Consider the following 15,734-nt stretch of genomic DNA (forward strand, 5'->3'; position numbering starts at 1 on the left):
GCTGAAAAGAGCATGAAAAAAAGACTTCAAACCTTTGCAATAGTTCTAATTACTGCAATTGTCACATATGTTGTGACTACTTATGTCTATTTTGGAAGTCCTATGTATGCAAACAAATTAGCGACTAATCCCAAGGTGTCTAAGGTCATATGGCTTTTGAAAAAGTATTATTATGAGCCTAAGGATATAAATGACCAGAAAATCGTGGATGGTGCAATAGACGGGATTGCTGCAAGTGTTGATGACCCGTACACAGAGTATTTTACTAAAAAAGAATTTGATGAGTTCATGATACAGAGTAAGGGCACGTATTTTGGAATAGGAGTGATAATAGAACCAGGTGAAAATTATATCGAAGTTGTAACACCGTTTGAAGGTTCTCCCGCATACAAGGCAGGAATAAAGCCTGGAGATAAGATTATAAGAGTAAATGGGATAAATTTAACTGCAAAAGATATTGATAAAGCAGTAAGTTTAATGAGAGGTCCGAAAGGAACGAGCGTGACAGTTACAATTTTGCGCAATGGCAGTTCAAAGCCTATCGACCTTAAGATTGTCAGGGATGAAATAAAGATAAAGACTGTATCTTCTTCCATTTTGGAAAACAATATAGGTTATATCAAAATCACCAACTTTGATGAAAATACCCCACAGGACTTTTACAATAGCTATGATAAACTCAAAAGCTCTGGCTGCCGTGGACTTATTATTGACCTGAGGTTTAACCCTGGAGGACTTTTAGAATCTGTTGTTGATGTTGCAAGTAATTTTCTCAAGAAAGGTCAGCTTATAGTGTATCTTAAAGATAGATACAATCACAAAGAGTATTTCAAATCATACAAAAATGGGGACACAGTAACACCGCTTGTTGTTCTTACAAACAAATATTCAGCGTCAGCATCAGAAATATTAGCCGGGTGTTTAAAAGACCAAAAGAGGGCAAAAATTGTTGGTGAGAAGACTTTTGGCAAGGGTGTTGTTCAGCAGGTATTTGACCTTGGAGATGGTTCTGCAATAAAAATAACGAAAAGCCAGTATCTTTTGCCAAGTGGAGCGTATATTCACAAAAAGGGTATAGAGCCTGACGTTAAAATAGCTCAGCCAAAAGAGTATCAGGACAAAATGAATGTTCCAATGAATAAAGACTTACAGCTGAAAAAAGCTATTGAGATTTTAAAGGGTGAGATTTCAAAGAGTAAGTTTTGAAATTTGAGGTGCATATGATGTTAAAGTTTTTCTGGCAGATTTTTGAACTGACAGGACTTAGTATATTTCGGCTTCTTTTTAGCTGGAACTTCTGGGTGGTAGTAATCTTGATTTCTTTTTTGTACAGAAGAGAACAGGAATTTGAACAGGCTGTGCTCGGGCATAACCGAGTCAGCCTTCTTTATAAGGTTGTGGAGTCTTCTATCGCAGGGCTTGTAGGAGGTTATATAGTAAGTTTAATCACTTTGTTTTTTGGAATAGTAGTGGATGTGGATAGTTTTATGTATCTTTGGTATATTGCTTTAATCCTTGCACTTATAAACCCAAGATATCTTTGTTTTTCATATGCGGCGGGAATTATTTCGGTGATATCTCTTATCTTCAAAAGACCAGCTGTTGATATCTCCGGGATACTGGTAATTGTAGCAATACTTCATTTTGTTGAAAGTCTTCTAATTTTCTTGGACGGTTTTCGTGGCGCAATACCTGTTGTGATTGAGAGAAGAAAAAAAGAAGGCATTTTTTCCACCTCAGGTGCTTACCTTATGCAAAGGTTCTGGGCTATACCGATGGTAATAATTGCATACAACTATCAGACAACAGTGCAGATTGTCAAAATTGAGTTGTTTGAGCCTTCATGGTGGCCTCTTTTTAAGCCACAGAATCTTTTGCCAAATGCCATGCTTCTTATGACTCCTATTGTTGCTGCACTTGGATACGGGGATTTAGCGGTGGAAGATGAACCAGCTGCGATAAGCAAAAAAAGTGCCGGAATATTGAGCATTTTCAGCATTGTTTTGTTTATTTTAAGCGCACTTTCATACAAGGTCTATGCTTTCAAGTGGGTGGCAGCTCTGTTTGCCCCCATTGCTCATGAAAGTATTATACTCTATCAGCAAAAGAAACAAAAAGAAGGAGATTCAATATTTGAAGCAGAGGAAAATAAAATAAAGGTGTTGTATGTCGAAGAAAATAGCGTAGCAGCCAAGATGGGAATAAAACCGGGAGATACTATTGTCTCTATAAATGGTATTCAAGTACAGAAAGAAGAAGATATTGAGAGGATATTTACTGACGCTCAGATTTACCTGTGGGTAAAAGCTGTGGATAAAAAAGGAAAGATAAAAGAGCTATATTATCAGGACTATGAGAATGGAATAAAAAATCTTGGAATTGTTGTTGTTACCAAAAATGTAAGCGCTAATTATCAGCTTGAGTCTGATGGATACTTTATATTTATAAAAAATATTGCAAGAAGAGTAAAAAATTTTTTGTTCAACAAAAGTTGAAACCTGGCAAAATTAAAGGGCGAAGCTATTGAGTCTTTGCCCTTTAATTTTTTGTTTTTGCAAGAAAGTCCACCAGGATTGCCGCACCAAGTCCTTCGATAAATATGTAAACAGAATTTTGTAAAAATCCCTGAGCTAACATTTTCAGGTCTACTTTGTCTGATACATAGTGCAGTGACAGGATATAAAACTTTATTCCTATCAGTGCCATCACAATGGAAATAAGGCTTATTACAAGCAAGATTTTTTTTGAATAGGTAGAAATTTTTTGGAAAAATCCTTTCTTGCTCTTTTCCTTTTCCCTTTCCACTTCTCTGCACCTTCTTTGAAATCTTGTTTTGTAAAGTTATGATATCAAACTCCAAAGAGATATTCAAAGAAAATTTATGGATATCAATTTCTATTTATGTATAACCAAAACAATGGATGGCAAAAATACTTTTATAGAAGGAGGTGCGAAGGTGGAAAAGAAAAACTGGAAAGAAAAACTTTTAGATTTTTTTGACACTAAAGGTTTTTATATTATTGTGGCTGTATGTTTGCTGGTAATCGGATTTTCGGTTTATACCATTGCCACAACAGATTTTACAAAATACGAGGTAGAACAAAATCAAGAAAACAAGCAATCTTTAAATAACCAGGTTAAATTCCCCGAGATACCTCAGCCACAGGTTGATTCAAAAGAGGTGGCAAAACATGATAATTTGAAAAAAGAGAGTTCTAAGTCTATCACAAATTCTACTATCCGCTCTACACAGTCGGGAAATAATTCTAAAAATAGTAATAATAAAAATAAAAGCTCTACTGCCTTGTCTAAGAAACAAGATAACAAAAAGATGGATTCAAACATCCAGATTGGAACTGGTACCAGCCAGGATGATGTTGAGGTTATAAATCCTGTTGACTTCAAGCCAATTTTTCCTACCATTGGGAAGGTAATAAGAGAGTTTTCTGACCAGTCGCTTGTATATTCAAAAACTCTTGATGAGTGGACAGAACACCCTGGAATTGACATAGAAGCTCAGGATGGTAGCGATGTAAAAGCTTGTTTTGACGGTACAGTTATTGACTTGGGAGAAGACCCTCTTTATGGGAAATATGTTGTGATTGACCATGGAGATGGATATATCTCAAAGTACTACAATCTCAAAGACTTAAAGGATATTCAAATAGGAGACATTGTAAGGCAAGGAGAGAAAATAGGAGAGGTTGGAACAAGTTCTAACATAGAGTACATGGACCCACCGCATCTTCACTTTGAGATACTTTACAATGGAGAGAATCAAAACCCGCTGAAGTTTTTACCTCAAACAAATTAAATAAAAGCGAGGGGAATGAGCAGATTATCCTGCCATTCCCCTTATAAATTCTGCAATGTCGGGTGACGAGTTTGGCTTTCCCAGAAACGAGCAGGCAAGCTTCATATGCTCTAAACGTTGAGGGTTGTTTATTATCTGACTAAATACTATATCAAAGTTTTCGGTATTTTTTACATACGCAGCAGCTCCGTTGTTTATAAGATAAAAAGTATTTCTCTCTTCTTGTCCAGGAATGGGCGAGATTAATATCATGGGAAGTTTGCGTGACAGTGCTTCTGCGCATGTGAGTCCCCCGGGTTTTGTGATGAGAATATCACTTATTGCCATTAGCTTGTCTATGAAATCAATAAACCCATATACTACTATCTTTCTTCCAAAATCTCTTTTTTCCAAAGCATTTTTGAGGGCCTTGTTTTTCCCTGCCACCACGATTATCTGGTAGTTTTCATCACATATTGTGCACACCTTTTCAACAATCTCTTCTATGTTTCCAAGCCCCAAGCTCCCGCCCATGATAAGTATTGTTGGTCTATCTTCCAGATTCAAATTTTCAATAACCTCTTTTCTGTCATATGTTTGAGCAAACGAAGGGTTTATAGGAATTCCAAGTGGTACTACTTTGTTTTGTTGGGCACCTTTTTTGACCGCTTCATACACCAGGTTTTGATGATGAACAATGATGTAATCAGCAAATTCGTTTATCCAGTATGGATGAATGGTAAAATCAGTGACAATACTTATTATAGGTACATTTATGTTTCCTCTTTTTTTAAGCTGGGCCACCATGTCAACTGGTGATGGATGAGTACCAATTACTATGTCTGGTTTGAATTCCGAGATAATGTTATAGAGTTTATAAAATGCAAAATAGAACTTTTCATACAATGCCCTGCTCCATCTGGTTGGTGGTTCTTTGTCAGTAGAGTCATATACAAGACCGTAAATAAAAGGTACTGACTTGATTGCTTTTAGGTATGTTCCTACAGCAAGCTTGTCCAGTATGGGACTTATAATTTTTAGTGTATCTACAATTTCCACATGTGAGTCAGGGTATTTTTGTAAAATGGCAGTTTTCAATGCATTTGAAGCAGCAAAATGTCCTCCGCCTGCGTCAAGGCTTAATATCAATACTCTCATTTTTTGCTCCATACAAAAAGGTCTAAATTTATTTTATCACTGATTCTGAATAATAAAAACAAGCTTACAAAAAATAATTTTAGAAAAATTTATATTTGGGGGTTTGCAGCATGAGTAAACTCTTAAAAAGATATTCACTTTTTATCCTGCTTCTTTTGATGAGCTTTATTCTCAGCATATATTCTGCAAAGCTTATATATGATATAAAAAGAGCAAGCTACGAAAGTATTGAGAAAAAACTTGAAAAAGCATTGGACAGTACTGACAAAGAGGTTTTAAACGAATCTGTTGAAACGCAAGGGTCAACAAGCTACCAGAACAAAGACTTGTATCTTCTGGCCAGAGTTATAAATGGGGAGGCAAGAGGGGAACCTTATATAGGCCAGGTTGCAATCGGGGCTGTAGTCATAAATAGAACAAAACACCCCGGATTTCCGAAGACAATCAGCGGTGTCATCTATCAGCCAGGTGCTTTTACTTGTGTGTCCGACGGGCAGATTAATGCAAAACTTGAACCAACAGCTTTAAAAGCAGCAAGAGACGCGCTAAATGGATGGGACCCGACAAACGGATGTATATACTACTACAATCCTGCAAAGACAACAAACAAATGGATTTGGAGCAGGAAGGTTATGCTTGTCATTGGCAAGCACAGATTTGCAAAATAAACTTTAAAAAAGCTAAAGAGGTGAGGTTGACTTGAGCATTTTAGGCGGATACAAAGAACTTAGGGAAAGGCTAAAAAGTGTAAGGCTTTGGAGTGTGATGGCGGTCACACTTGGCATTTTGGTTATTGTAGCGCTTTGGGGAGTAAACCAATATAGAGGAAAAGCAAACTACCACAACTATCTTACCAATATGTGGCACAGAGCATTTTTCGACATGGTAGGTTATGTTCAAAACATCCAGGCACTGCTGTCTAAAGCAGAAGTATCAGGAGATGACAGACAAAGAGCGGTATTATATACCGAGGTGTGGCGAAACGCTTTTGCAGCGCAGGAGAACCTTTCCCAGCTTCCTATTGAGAATAATGTTGCACTTGAAAGAACAGCAAAGTATCTTACTCAAGTTGGAGACCTTAGTTTTTCACTTTCAAAACAGCTCATGAGCGGCAAAAAAGAGACATTGCTTCAGCGACAACAGCTCAAAAAACTTCGAGCATATGCAGACAAGCTCAGTAGCAACTTGAATGAGCTTGCAATTGAGATAAGCCAAGGAAGGCTGAGATGGGGCGAGGTCAGAGTAGTTGGAACATCAAGGTTTAGAAGGATAGCTCAGAATGTCACAAGTAGCAGGATGCTGGCAGTTGAGGCAGGGTTTAAAGACTATCCAACTTTGATATATGACGGACCTTTTTCTGACCACATTAGTCGCCAGACCCCAAAAGGACTTCCAGAAAAACTTATAAGCAAAGAACAGGCAAAAAAGATTGCACTTGACTTTTTAAATCTTAAAAGAGCTGACATAGTCAATTATTTAGGACTTTCAGGAGATAGAATAAAGGTTTATACTTTTGAGATAATCCCTGACAGAAGAATTCGCGACAGAACAATCACAATAGCTATTTCTAAAAAAGGTGGCAAAGTAATTTGGATGATTGACAACAGGGCTTCCTCTTCCCCAAAAATAGGTGTTGCGAAAGCAAAGGAAAACGCTAAAAAGTTTTTACTTGAAAAAGGTTTTGCTAACATGATTGACACCTTTTATCTAAAACAGGACAACACTGCCCTGATAAATTATATTCTTCTGCAAAATGGTGTTAAGATATATCCCGATATGGTGAAAGTAAGAGTTGCTCTTGACACAGGGCAAATAGTAGGGTTTGATGCAACAGCATATTATATGTCTCACACTTCAAGAAAGATTCCTAAACCTGCAATATCTGAAAGACAGGCAAGAAATTTTATTAGCAAAAATTTTGATGTGCAAAGCGTTTCACTTGCTATAATTCCACTTGATTCTGGAAAAGAAGTTTTCACATATGAATTTTTGGGCAAATACGATGGCAAGTACTTTGCTGATTATATTAATGCTATCACTGGAAAGGAAGAAAATATCTTGGAGATAATTAAAGACCCTAATGGCATTTTATCAATGTAAGCAAATGGATAATAAATTGAATAGTTTTTGAACAAACTAAGATATGCGGTGAAAAAGCCGCAAGGGGGGGCGATTGGCTTGGCAAGGCAAAAGATTATGTCAGAGGAGCTCAAAATGGAGATAGCAAAAGAACTTGGAGTGTACGACACAGTGTCAAAGTACGGTTGGGGAGAGGTAAAATCGCGCGACTGTGGTAACATCGTCAGAAAAGCTATCGAGATGGCAGAAAGAGCCTTGAAAGAAAAGCAATAACCCCCCTGTCAATAAAAAGAGGGGGCTGCAAGAACATAATCTTGCAGTTCCCTTTTAACATACATTTTTGGTTAAACCACCTCAAAAGTGAAAACAATAATTTGTAGGAAGAAGTTTCAAAAGAAAGGTGGGAAAAGAGAATGTTTAAAATCCAAACAGACCTTGCCCTTGAGACGAGGGAACTTGTCCAAAAAGGGCTTGGAAGGGAGATAGAAGGTGTTGAGGTTGAAGAGAGAAAAGAATTTGATGATAAAATTAAAATCACTAAGGTCAAGATTAACTCTATAAAAGGTGAAGCAATCTTACAAAAGCCTATGGGCAATTATATTACAATCGAAGCTGATGGATTGCGCGATGAAGATTTTGAGGTCCAGGAACAGGTTTCAAAGATACTGGCAAACGAGCTTGAAAGCTTAATAAATGTGTCACAAAAATCTACTGTGCTTGTTGTTGGACTTGGCAACTGGAATGTCACGCCCGACTCTTTAGGGCCAAAAGTTGTGTCAAAGGTATTGATAACACGACATTTGTTTGAGTTTGTGCCAGAAAAGGTCAAAGACAGGCGAATACGCTCTGTTTGCGCAATATCGCCAGGCGTTCTGGGCATAACTGGAATCGAGACCAGCGAGATAATAAGCGGTATAGTTCACAGAATACATCCTGATTTGATAATTGCAATTGACGCACTTGCTTCAAGAAGGCTTGAGAGGATATCAACTGCTATCCAGATAGCAGATACAGGTATAGTCCCTGGCTCAGGTATTGGAAATGAACGAAAAGGTATCACAAAAGATACAGTTGGTGTGCCTGTTGTGGCAATTGGTGTTCCTATGGTTGTTGACGCAGCAATTATTGCAAATGATGCCATAGACCTTCTGCTTGAAAGACTTAAAAATGAAACAGACAGGTCATCGCCGCTTTATATGCTTTTGGAGAGTATTCCTGATGAGGACAGGTTTAATCTTATCAAAGAGGTAATATTCCCTTACTATGGTAATCTCTTTGTGACACCAAAAGACATAGACAGGATTGTTGAAAACATTTCGACTGTGATAGCTGATGGAATAAATAAGGCAATTCATCCGGAGGTAAAAGAGAATGATGAGTACAGATATGTGAATTGAGGGAGTTGTAATAAAAGGGGGGATTGAAGAATAAAAATTTTAAAAGAAAGTTCTTGAATAACATCAAGTGTTTTAAAAAGGAGTTTTGAATAATTTAAAATGGTTAAGGTTGTTGATTTTAAAAAGATTGTATTGGTAGCTACTATACTTTTTGTGCTTGGCATTGGCTTTGTAGTTGAAAGATTAGTCTTTTTAAATCAAGCAGCAACAGCTCTGCTTTTCAGGTATTCAAAAGAGATTATTTCGTTTAATATACCCATTTTTTCTGACCATTTTGCAAACGAGGCTTTTAAAATTGAGAACATAGTAAGGTTTTCTTATCCGATGTTTACGGCAACAAACTTTCAAGAGGTTGAAAATGCACCTGTATATGAAGATGATGCCATTTTAATAGATTATAACCAGCAGACCCAAGAAGAGAAGAAAAATGGTCAAGCTGAAAGCCAGGATGAGAACATCGAATTTCAGAAATACTTTGAAAATAGTACTCAAAAAAAGGGAATTTACAACATAGAGATTGTGAATCAGACAGATTATAAGATTGATGTTGATACCCTTTTGAAGGCAAACTTCAAAATTTTCAATGGGAAAAAACCGTCCATTTTAATTTACCATACCCACACAACAGAAAGCTACAATACTTTTTCCCAAAACCTTGTATACACTCCTGGCACAACAGACAGAACACTTGACTTTAACTACAATGTTGTGAGAGTAGGGGAAGAGCTGAAAAGAATCTTGGGAAAACAGTATGGTTATAAGGTTTATCACAGTAAAGATGTAAATGATTATCCGGAATACAAGGGTTCTTATTCAAGGTCATTGAAAGTGATAGAAAGATATAAAAGTGAACATCCTGATATAAAGGTCTTTATAGATTTGCACAGGGATGCTATTGGAAGTGGTTCAAAAAAGGTGAAGGTTTCAACAGTTGCGTTTGGATATGAGGTTGCAAAGGTTATGCTTGTTGTGGGGACAGACAAGCTTGGGCTTTATCATCCGTTTTGGCGACAGAACCTTCTGTTTGCTGTACATCTACAAAAAAATCTCAGCAAAATATGCCCTCAGATTACAAGACCTATAAACCTTTCTGCTGCACGATACAATCAACATGTATCACCATATGCCATAATCATTGAAGTTGGTAGCAATGGAAATACCATGGAAGAAGCCTTGAGGAGTTGTCAGATTGTTGCAAAGGCACTGGATGATACCATCATGGGAAGGTGAGTTTTGGTTTGAGAAGAAGCAGATACAGAAGATATTGTGAATATAAAAATTTTATTACAAGGATAAGAAGAGGGCTGATTTTGGTAGTTGTTATTTTTTTGATTATGCTCTTTATAGTTGAAATGAACAAGCAAAAAATGTTGCCACACGACGAGTACATTCTCAAAATACTTTTCAGCTATGACAGTATAAATTTGAAATTTGCAGGTGGAAGATTTTCAATCAAAGTTAGCAAAAGCTTGCCCAACCGCTTTTTTAAAAAGACAAACTATCTCATTTTTAAATCAAAGGGGTATCTATTTTCTTTGGTAGGGAATAATTAAAAAAAGATTAACATATTATTTTACTATAAAACTTGCAAAAGAGAAGATAACAATGAAGACAAGGATAAAACTTTTAATTGTATCTATTTCTGTTTTGTATATTCTTAGTATGTTTTTTGGCATAAGATTTTTCTTGGGAATGAACACAAATCAGAAAAGCCAGCTTTCGAACTTTGTCTTACTTTCAATAAATATAGCAAAACAAGGAAACACGGCTTATTGGAAAAATGTTTTGATTTCCTCATCAGGAGTAATACTGTTTTGCCTTTGCATATGGGGGCTTTCCAGCCTTCACAGATACATGCAGCTTTTGAACATAGGAATTGTAATGTTTAAAGGATTTTCTTTTGGGCTTACTACTGCTGTCTTTTTTTACGTGTATAAGATAAAAGGGCTTGCATTCTTTTTGTCTTATATGCTATTAAAAGAATTGATTGTTTTCATATTTTTGATTATACTTATTCTGTATTCATTTATAATGTTATTCTTTAAAGACAGAATGGTAAAAATAGATAAAAGGTCAACTGCTGTTATGAGAGTAATTATAATATTTTTAGCGTGCGGGATACTGGTGATTGACAACATGGTGGCAAAACTTGCCTGCAGGTTAATATGAGATTGCTATAAGATGGCAGGAACTTATAGATAGAAGGGGATTTGAAGATAGATGAGTATCATAGAAGCTTTTGGTAATCACCTTCAGAGACAGAATAGATTTTCACAAAATACCATAAGCTCATATTTGCGGGATGCTAAAAAATACATAGAATTTTTAGATAACATAAAGATAAAACTTGAAAATACTTCTCAGGCAACCTTGATAGCATACATTATCAGTATGCAAAAAAGTGGCAAATCAAACAGCACTATTGCACGAGCAATTGTTTCGCTCAAAGTCTTCTATGACTTTTTAAAAACCCAGAACATTGTTGATATTGGAAAAATAGAGATTGAACCACCCAAACTTGAGAAAAGTCCACCTCAGATACTTACCAGAGATGAGGTGGAAAAGCTTCTTTCCTGTCCAAAGGAAGATGATATTAAAGGAATCAGAGATAAAGCAATGCTTGAACTTTTATATGCAACAGGTATTAGGGTAAGCGAGCTTATCAACCTCAATCTTGACGATATCAATCTTGAACACGGATATATCATCTGCAAAAACAAGAAAAGAGACAGGGTTATTCCAATTGGTTCATATGCCATTTCGGCAGTGGAGAGGTATTTGCGTCATTCGCGGCCTTACCTTGCTAAAAACAAGGATGAAGAAGCTCTGTTTCTGAACTTCAATGGTGAGAGAATGACAAGACAGGGATTTTGGAAGATAGTAAAGTTCTACGCGCAAAGCGCGGGGATAGATAAAGAAATAACACCGCATGTGCTCAGGCACTCTTTTGCCACTCATCTAATTGAAAATGGGGCAGATGTGAGAGCTGTTCAGCAAATGTTGGGGCATGCTGATATTTCTACAACACAGAGATATCTTCAAGTTGCAAATGTTAAACTAAAAGAGGTTTATCAGAAAACTCATCCACGTGCATAATAAGATAATTTTTTTTGAAAATAGAGGGGCAAGGCAATGCCTTGCTTTTTGTATTTTACAAACTTTTTCAGAAAATAGGAGATGAGCTAAGTTGCAGAAAATAAGACTTTACGTTGCTATTTTGCTGGGGATACTTGTAAAGTTTACTTTAAAGCTTTTCGGGAAGGACGCAACAAGTGCTCCGGGGAAGATTGCTATCAAGATTTGTCCTTCTATCATAAAAGAAATTGACAAAAGAAGCAAACTGAAGATACTTATCTCAGGCACAAATGGTAAGACAACCACAAACAACATAATAAACTGGCTAATTGCGGGTGATAAGGTTGTACTTTCTAATCTGAAAGGGTCGAATATGGCAAACGGGATTGTAAGTGCTTTTATAAATAATCTAAGGTCAAGCTATGATATTGTGTGTTTTGAAGTTGACGAAGGCTCACTGCCAGTTGTAACAAGATATTTAAAACCAGACATATTTGTCACAACCAATGTGTTCAGGGACCAGCTTGACAGATACGGTGAGCTTGACAGGGTAAAAGAGCTGATTTTGAGCCATATTGGACAAGCTTTAGCCATAATAAATGCAGACGACCCAAACTTGGCAAGTTTTAGTGGCGAAAAGAAGGTATTTTACAGCGTTGATGAAAACCTACTTAGTCGAAAAACCAATGTTACCTTGGACTCACGTTTTTGTCCCCTGTGCAATGCCAAGCTTGAATATTTGTTTTATAATGTTGGGCATCTTGGGAAATATGAATGCTTGATGTGTGGTTATAAAAATCCTGAGAGCAGGTTTGTCATTACAAACATAAGAGAGGATTCGGCAGGGTTTGTTTTTGACTTTGTTGACAGGGAAAGAGATATACATATTGAGAACATTAAATGGAAAATGGGTGGTGTTTATAATCTGTACAATGTCTGTGCAGCAATCTCGGTAGCAATGTTGATTGGTGTTGAAGAGAAAAGAATAAAGGAAAGAATTGAAACATTTGAAAATAAACTTGGAAGATTAGAGAAGAAAGAAGTTGATAGCAAAAAAGTAATAATATCACTTGTAAAAAATCCCATAGGTATGAGCGAGACACTAAGCGTAATTAGCAATGACCCTGACCCTAAGGCAATTGTGTTTATCCTCAACGACAACGCTGCAGATGGCAAGGATATCTCATGGATTTGGGATGCTGATTTTGATATCTTGTGCAGAATAGAAAACATCAAAGCTTTGTACTTTGGTGGCAAGAGAAAAGAAGATATGGCTTTGAGAGTAAAATACAGTGAATATATGCTTGCTAATTTTGAATTTATTGACTACAAAGAAGAATTAGACAAGGTTTTTGAGCAAAATGATATTCAGAAGGTCTATATTCTTCCAACATATACAGCTCTTTTTGAAGTGAAGAAAATAGTGGACAGCCTTTCAAAAAGGATGGGATGAAAAAGTGGAGATAAACATTGTGAACATGTTCCCCGAGGTTTTGAACCTGTACGGGGATAGGGGAAACATTATATGCCTTCAGAAAAGATGTGCTTGGCGTGGGATTAAAGCAAACGTGTTTGAGTACACTTTAGGCGCAGATCAAGAAATCCTAAAAAATGCAGATATAATCTTGCTTGGTGGGGCATCTGACAGGGAACAATCTATTGTGTATTCACATCTTTTGAAATTAAAAGAACTTATTAAGAGCCTTATTGAAGATGGACTTGTGGTACTTGCAATCTGTGGCGGGTATCAGCTTTTAGGAGAGGCTTATATTGATGCAAGCGGAAGAGCAATAAAAGGTCTTCACCTCCTTGATTTTGTAACAAAAGCTGAAGGGAAGAGACTTATTGGAAATATTATTATCGAAACAACGTTGGAGGTATTTCCCAAAACAGTTGTGGGATATGAAAATCATGGTGGAAGAACCTATCATGATTATCAGCCTTTTGGCAAGGTCTTAAAAGGTTATGGTAACAACGGGAAGGATGGGTTTGAAGGACTGATTTATAAGAATGTTATAGGTACGTATCTGCACGGACCTCTTCTTCCTAAAAATCCGCATATTGCAGACTTTATGCTCAAAAAAGCTCTTGAAAGAAAGTATGCTTTTCGCGCTTTAGAATTTCAGGAATTAGATGATACATTAGAGTATATTGCTCACAACAGGGTAAAAGAATTGTATATGTAAAACAATAATTATGGCAAAAGGCTGCTATTCAGAGGCAGCCTTTTATAATTATAATTCACAAATTTATAAATTTTCATATTGACTTTTTTGAACAAAGGTTATAAAATAATAACGTCAGATGTCAGATGTTAGATGTCTGACATCTAAAAAATAAAAAAGGAGGTTTGCTTTTTATGAAGAAAAGGTTATATGCAGTGTTAAGTCTTGTTGTGATTGCCGCACTTTTGTTAAGCTTAAATGTATCTTGGAACATGGCAAGTGGGTCTACATCCCAAAAAACTTTTAAGGTAGGGCTTGTCACTGACGTTGGTGGTGTCAATGACAGAAGTTTCAACCAGTCTGCATATGAAGGACTGAAAAGAGCTGAAAAAGAACTAAAGATCAAAACAACTCTCATTCAATCAAAACAGATGACAGACTATATTCCAAACTTACAGAAACTTGCAAAAGCTAATTACGATTTAATTATTGCAGTTGGTTTTCTGATGCACGACTCGGTTGTGACAGTTGCAAAGCAGTTCCCTAAGACAAAATTTTTAATTATCGACTCTGAGATTTCTGACCTTCCTAATGTTGCCTCAGCTATGTTCAGAGAGGAACAAGCAGGCTACTTAGCAGGTGTTGCAGCAGCTTTGCTTGAGAAGGCTAAGTTTGGCAAAACAACTGGAAAGAATGTATTTGGAGTTGTTGGTGGTATGAAGATTCCACCTGTTGACAGATACATTGCAGGTTTTAAAGCTGGTGTTTTGAGTGAGATTCCAAAAGCAAAAGTTATAATCAAATACACTGGCAAGTTTGACGATCCAGCATCAGGAAAACAGGTAGCTCTTTCAGAAATTGCACAAGGTGCTGACTTTGTGTTCCAGGTTGCAGGGCAGACAGGTCTTGGTGTTATTCAGGCTGCAAAAGAAAAGGGAGTTTATGCAATTGGTGTTGACTCAGACCAAAGCTATGTGGCACCAAATACTGTTGTTACCTCTGCAATGAAGAGAGTTGATGTTGCAACATACAGTGTTATAAAAGATACATTAAATGGGAAATTCAAAAGTGGTATCATTTACTTTGATTTGAAAAACAATGGTGTTGGACTTGCTCCATTTATGAAAGGTGTTCCAAAGAGTGTGAGCGACAAAATAAACAAGGTAATTGCTGATATAAAAGCTGGTAAAATAAAGATACCAACAGAAGTAAAGTAATACCATGTAAGTTTTAAAGGCCTGCTGGGCAATAGCTGATGCCGCAGCAGGCCTTTTAAAAAGTGAAAAGCTTTTTCAATAGAAAGGAGAGGTTATCCATATGATAGGGATAATAGGTGGTTCTGGATTTTACTCTTTTTTAGAAAATTTTAATGAGATTGAGATTGAAACACCTTATGGCAAACCAAGTGATAAAATAGCAATAACCAAGGTAGAAGGAAAAGAAGTTGCTTTTATACCAAGACATGGTAAAAAGCATATTTATCCCCCTCACAAAGTGCCGTACAAAGCAAACGTATATGCATTAAAACAGCTTGGCGTTGACAGGATTATTTCCACAACAGCTTGCGGGAGTCTGAAAAAAGAAATTGCGCCAGGTGATTTCGTGGTTGTTGACCAGTTTATTGACAGAACATGGGGACGAGAGGACACATTTTCGGATATTGGAAATGTAAAGCACACCTCAATGGCACAGCCTTATGATGAGCAGATGAGAGAAATTGCAATTAATGTTTTAGAAGAACTTGGATATAGATTTCACAAAAAAGGTACATGTGTAGTTATTCAGGGACCGCGGTTTTCTACTTTAGCTGAGAGCAGATGGTATTCCAAGATGGGGTTTGACGTTATCGGAATGACCCAGTATCCTGAGGTGGCATTAGCAAATGAGCTTGGAATAAGGTACTTAAATATTACTCTTGTGACAGACTATGATGCTGGGTTAGAAGATGACCCAGATATAAAACCTGTTTCCCATGAAGAGGTTTTAAGAGTGTTTTCTGAAAATGTAGAAAAGCTCAAAAAGGTTATCATTGAAATAATAAAAAGAATATAAAGACAGGTGGGACAT

General features: G+C 36.7%; 17 protein-coding genes. 15 read left to right on the forward strand and 2 right to left on the reverse strand.

Going from position 1 to position 15,734, the window contains the following annotated elements; all coding sequences use genetic code 11:
- The first annotated feature begins 12 nt into the window (after positions 1 to 12).
- Both OTK01_RS04625 and OTK01_RS04630 read left to right on the forward strand, forming a co-directional pair.
- Entirely contained in the window at positions 13 to 1,206 is a 1,194-nt protein-coding gene (locus OTK01_RS04625) for a S41 family peptidase (protein ID WP_029227918.1), read from the forward strand.
- A gap of 17 nt (positions 1,207 to 1,223) precedes the next feature.
- A complete protein-coding gene (locus OTK01_RS04630; protein WP_029227917.1) occupies positions 1,224 to 2,495 on the forward strand; it encodes a PDZ domain-containing protein in 1,272 nt (423 codons plus the stop codon).
- A gap of 43 nt (positions 2,496 to 2,538) precedes the next feature.
- Here the strand turns inward: OTK01_RS04630 and OTK01_RS04635 are convergent, their stop codons facing one another.
- Positions 2,539 to 2,805 carry a hypothetical protein gene (locus OTK01_RS04635; protein ID WP_029227916.1) on the reverse strand — a complete coding sequence of 89 codons (267 nt, stop codon included), beginning with the start codon at positions 2,803 to 2,805 and terminating at the stop codon, positions 2,539 to 2,541.
- Positions 2,806 to 2,956: 151 nt separating this feature from the next.
- On the opposite strand from OTK01_RS04635, the gene OTK01_RS04640 reads away from it, so the two are divergent.
- Complete coding sequence (locus OTK01_RS04640) at positions 2,957 to 3,814, forward strand: M23 family metallopeptidase (RefSeq protein WP_029227915.1); 858 nt, start codon at positions 2,957 to 2,959, stop codon at positions 3,812 to 3,814.
- Between the two features lie 24 nt (positions 3,815 to 3,838).
- Here the strand turns inward: OTK01_RS04640 and OTK01_RS04645 are convergent, their stop codons facing one another.
- Positions 3,839 to 4,951: an MGDG synthase family glycosyltransferase gene (locus tag OTK01_RS04645; RefSeq protein WP_029227914.1), complete on the reverse strand. Its 1,113-nt coding sequence runs from the start codon at positions 4,949 to 4,951 to the stop codon at positions 3,839 to 3,841.
- Positions 4,952 to 5,061: 110 nt separating this feature from the next.
- On the opposite strand from OTK01_RS04645, the gene OTK01_RS04650 reads away from it, so the two are divergent.
- From OTK01_RS04650 to OTK01_RS04705, 12 genes are all read left to right on the forward strand, one after another.
- Positions 5,062 to 5,619 (forward strand): cell wall hydrolase, encoded by a 558-nt coding sequence (locus OTK01_RS04650; protein ID WP_013432220.1) that lies wholly within the window; start codon positions 5,062 to 5,064, stop codon positions 5,617 to 5,619.
- A 31-nt stretch (positions 5,620 to 5,650) separates the two neighbouring features.
- Entirely contained in the window at positions 5,651 to 7,051 is a 1,401-nt protein-coding gene (gene ypeB, locus OTK01_RS04655) for a germination protein YpeB (protein ID WP_029227913.1), read from the forward strand.
- Positions 7,052 to 7,129: 78 nt separating this feature from the next.
- Positions 7,130 to 7,303 carry a small, acid-soluble spore protein, alpha/beta type gene (locus OTK01_RS04660; protein WP_013432222.1) on the forward strand — a complete coding sequence of 58 codons (174 nt, stop codon included), beginning with the start codon at positions 7,130 to 7,132 and terminating at the stop codon, positions 7,301 to 7,303.
- Between the two features lie 140 nt (positions 7,304 to 7,443).
- A complete protein-coding gene (gene gpr / locus OTK01_RS04665) occupies positions 7,444 to 8,427 on the forward strand; it encodes a GPR endopeptidase (RefSeq protein WP_014042734.1) in 984 nt (327 codons plus the stop codon).
- A gap of 99 nt (positions 8,428 to 8,526) precedes the next feature.
- Complete coding sequence (gene spoIIP / locus OTK01_RS04670; RefSeq protein ID WP_029227912.1) at positions 8,527 to 9,657, forward strand: stage II sporulation protein P; 1,131 nt, start codon at positions 8,527 to 8,529, stop codon at positions 9,655 to 9,657.
- Between the two features lie 8 nt (positions 9,658 to 9,665).
- Entirely contained in the window at positions 9,666 to 9,980 is a 315-nt protein-coding gene (locus tag OTK01_RS04675) for a hypothetical protein (protein ID WP_232841402.1), read from the forward strand.
- Between the two features lie 52 nt (positions 9,981 to 10,032).
- The gene (locus tag OTK01_RS04680) at positions 10,033 to 10,596 is read left to right on the forward strand and encodes a hypothetical protein (RefSeq protein ID WP_014042732.1); all 564 of its coding nucleotides are present in this window, start codon (positions 10,033 to 10,035) and stop codon (positions 10,594 to 10,596) included.
- A gap of 51 nt (positions 10,597 to 10,647) precedes the next feature.
- Positions 10,648 to 11,523, forward strand: a complete 876-nt coding sequence (gene xerD / locus OTK01_RS04685; protein WP_013432227.1) for a site-specific tyrosine recombinase XerD — start codon at positions 10,648 to 10,650, stop codon at positions 11,521 to 11,523.
- Positions 11,524 to 11,614: 91 nt separating this feature from the next.
- On the forward strand, positions 11,615 to 12,955 hold the full coding sequence (locus OTK01_RS04690; RefSeq protein ID WP_029227911.1) for a MurT ligase domain-containing protein: 1,341 nt from the start codon (positions 11,615 to 11,617) through the stop codon (positions 12,953 to 12,955).
- Positions 12,956 to 12,974: 19 nt separating this feature from the next.
- Positions 12,975 to 13,688 (forward strand): type 1 glutamine amidotransferase, encoded by a 714-nt coding sequence (locus tag OTK01_RS04695; RefSeq protein WP_084694629.1) that lies wholly within the window; start codon positions 12,975 to 12,977, stop codon positions 13,686 to 13,688.
- 173 nt (positions 13,689 to 13,861) lie between these two features.
- Positions 13,862 to 14,884: a BMP family lipoprotein gene (locus tag OTK01_RS04700; RefSeq protein WP_029227909.1), complete on the forward strand. Its 1,023-nt coding sequence runs from the start codon at positions 13,862 to 13,864 to the stop codon at positions 14,882 to 14,884.
- 100 nt (positions 14,885 to 14,984) lie between these two features.
- A complete protein-coding gene (locus OTK01_RS04705; RefSeq protein ID WP_029227908.1) occupies positions 14,985 to 15,719 on the forward strand; it encodes an S-methyl-5'-thioadenosine phosphorylase in 735 nt (244 codons plus the stop codon).
- The last annotated feature ends 15 nt before the right edge of the window (positions 15,720 to 15,734 follow it).

This window comes from Caldicellulosiruptor acetigenus (assembly GCF_026914305.1).
Classification (GTDB): domain Bacteria; phylum Bacillota; class Thermoanaerobacteria; order Caldicellulosiruptorales; family Caldicellulosiruptoraceae; genus Caldicellulosiruptor; species Caldicellulosiruptor acetigenus.

Coding starts and splice junctions, on each gene's coding strand:
- OTK01_RS04680 (WP_014042732.1), top strand. CDS start 10,033: ATGAAGACAAGGATAAAACTTTTAATTGTATCTATTTCTGTTTTGTAT.
- gpr (WP_014042734.1), top strand. CDS start 7,444: ATGTTTAAAATCCAAACAGACCTTGCCCTTGAGACGAGGGAACTTGTC.
- OTK01_RS04700 (WP_029227909.1), top strand. CDS start 13,862: ATGAAGAAAAGGTTATATGCAGTGTTAAGTCTTGTTGTGATTGCCGCA.
- xerD (WP_013432227.1), top strand. CDS start 10,648: ATGAGTATCATAGAAGCTTTTGGTAATCACCTTCAGAGACAGAATAGA.
- OTK01_RS04650 (WP_013432220.1), top strand. CDS start 5,062: ATGAGTAAACTCTTAAAAAGATATTCACTTTTTATCCTGCTTCTTTTG.
- OTK01_RS04705 (WP_029227908.1), top strand. CDS start 14,985: ATGATAGGGATAATAGGTGGTTCTGGATTTTACTCTTTTTTAGAAAAT.
- spoIIP (WP_029227912.1), top strand. CDS start 8,527: ATGGTTAAGGTTGTTGATTTTAAAAAGATTGTATTGGTAGCTACTATA.
- OTK01_RS04625 (WP_029227918.1), top strand. CDS start 13: ATGAAAAAAAGACTTCAAACCTTTGCAATAGTTCTAATTACTGCAATT.
- OTK01_RS04645 (WP_029227914.1), bottom strand. CDS start 4,951: ATGAGAGTATTGATATTAAGCCTTGACGCAGGCGGAGGACATTTTGCT.
- OTK01_RS04630 (WP_029227917.1), top strand. CDS start 1,224: ATGTTAAAGTTTTTCTGGCAGATTTTTGAACTGACAGGACTTAGTATA.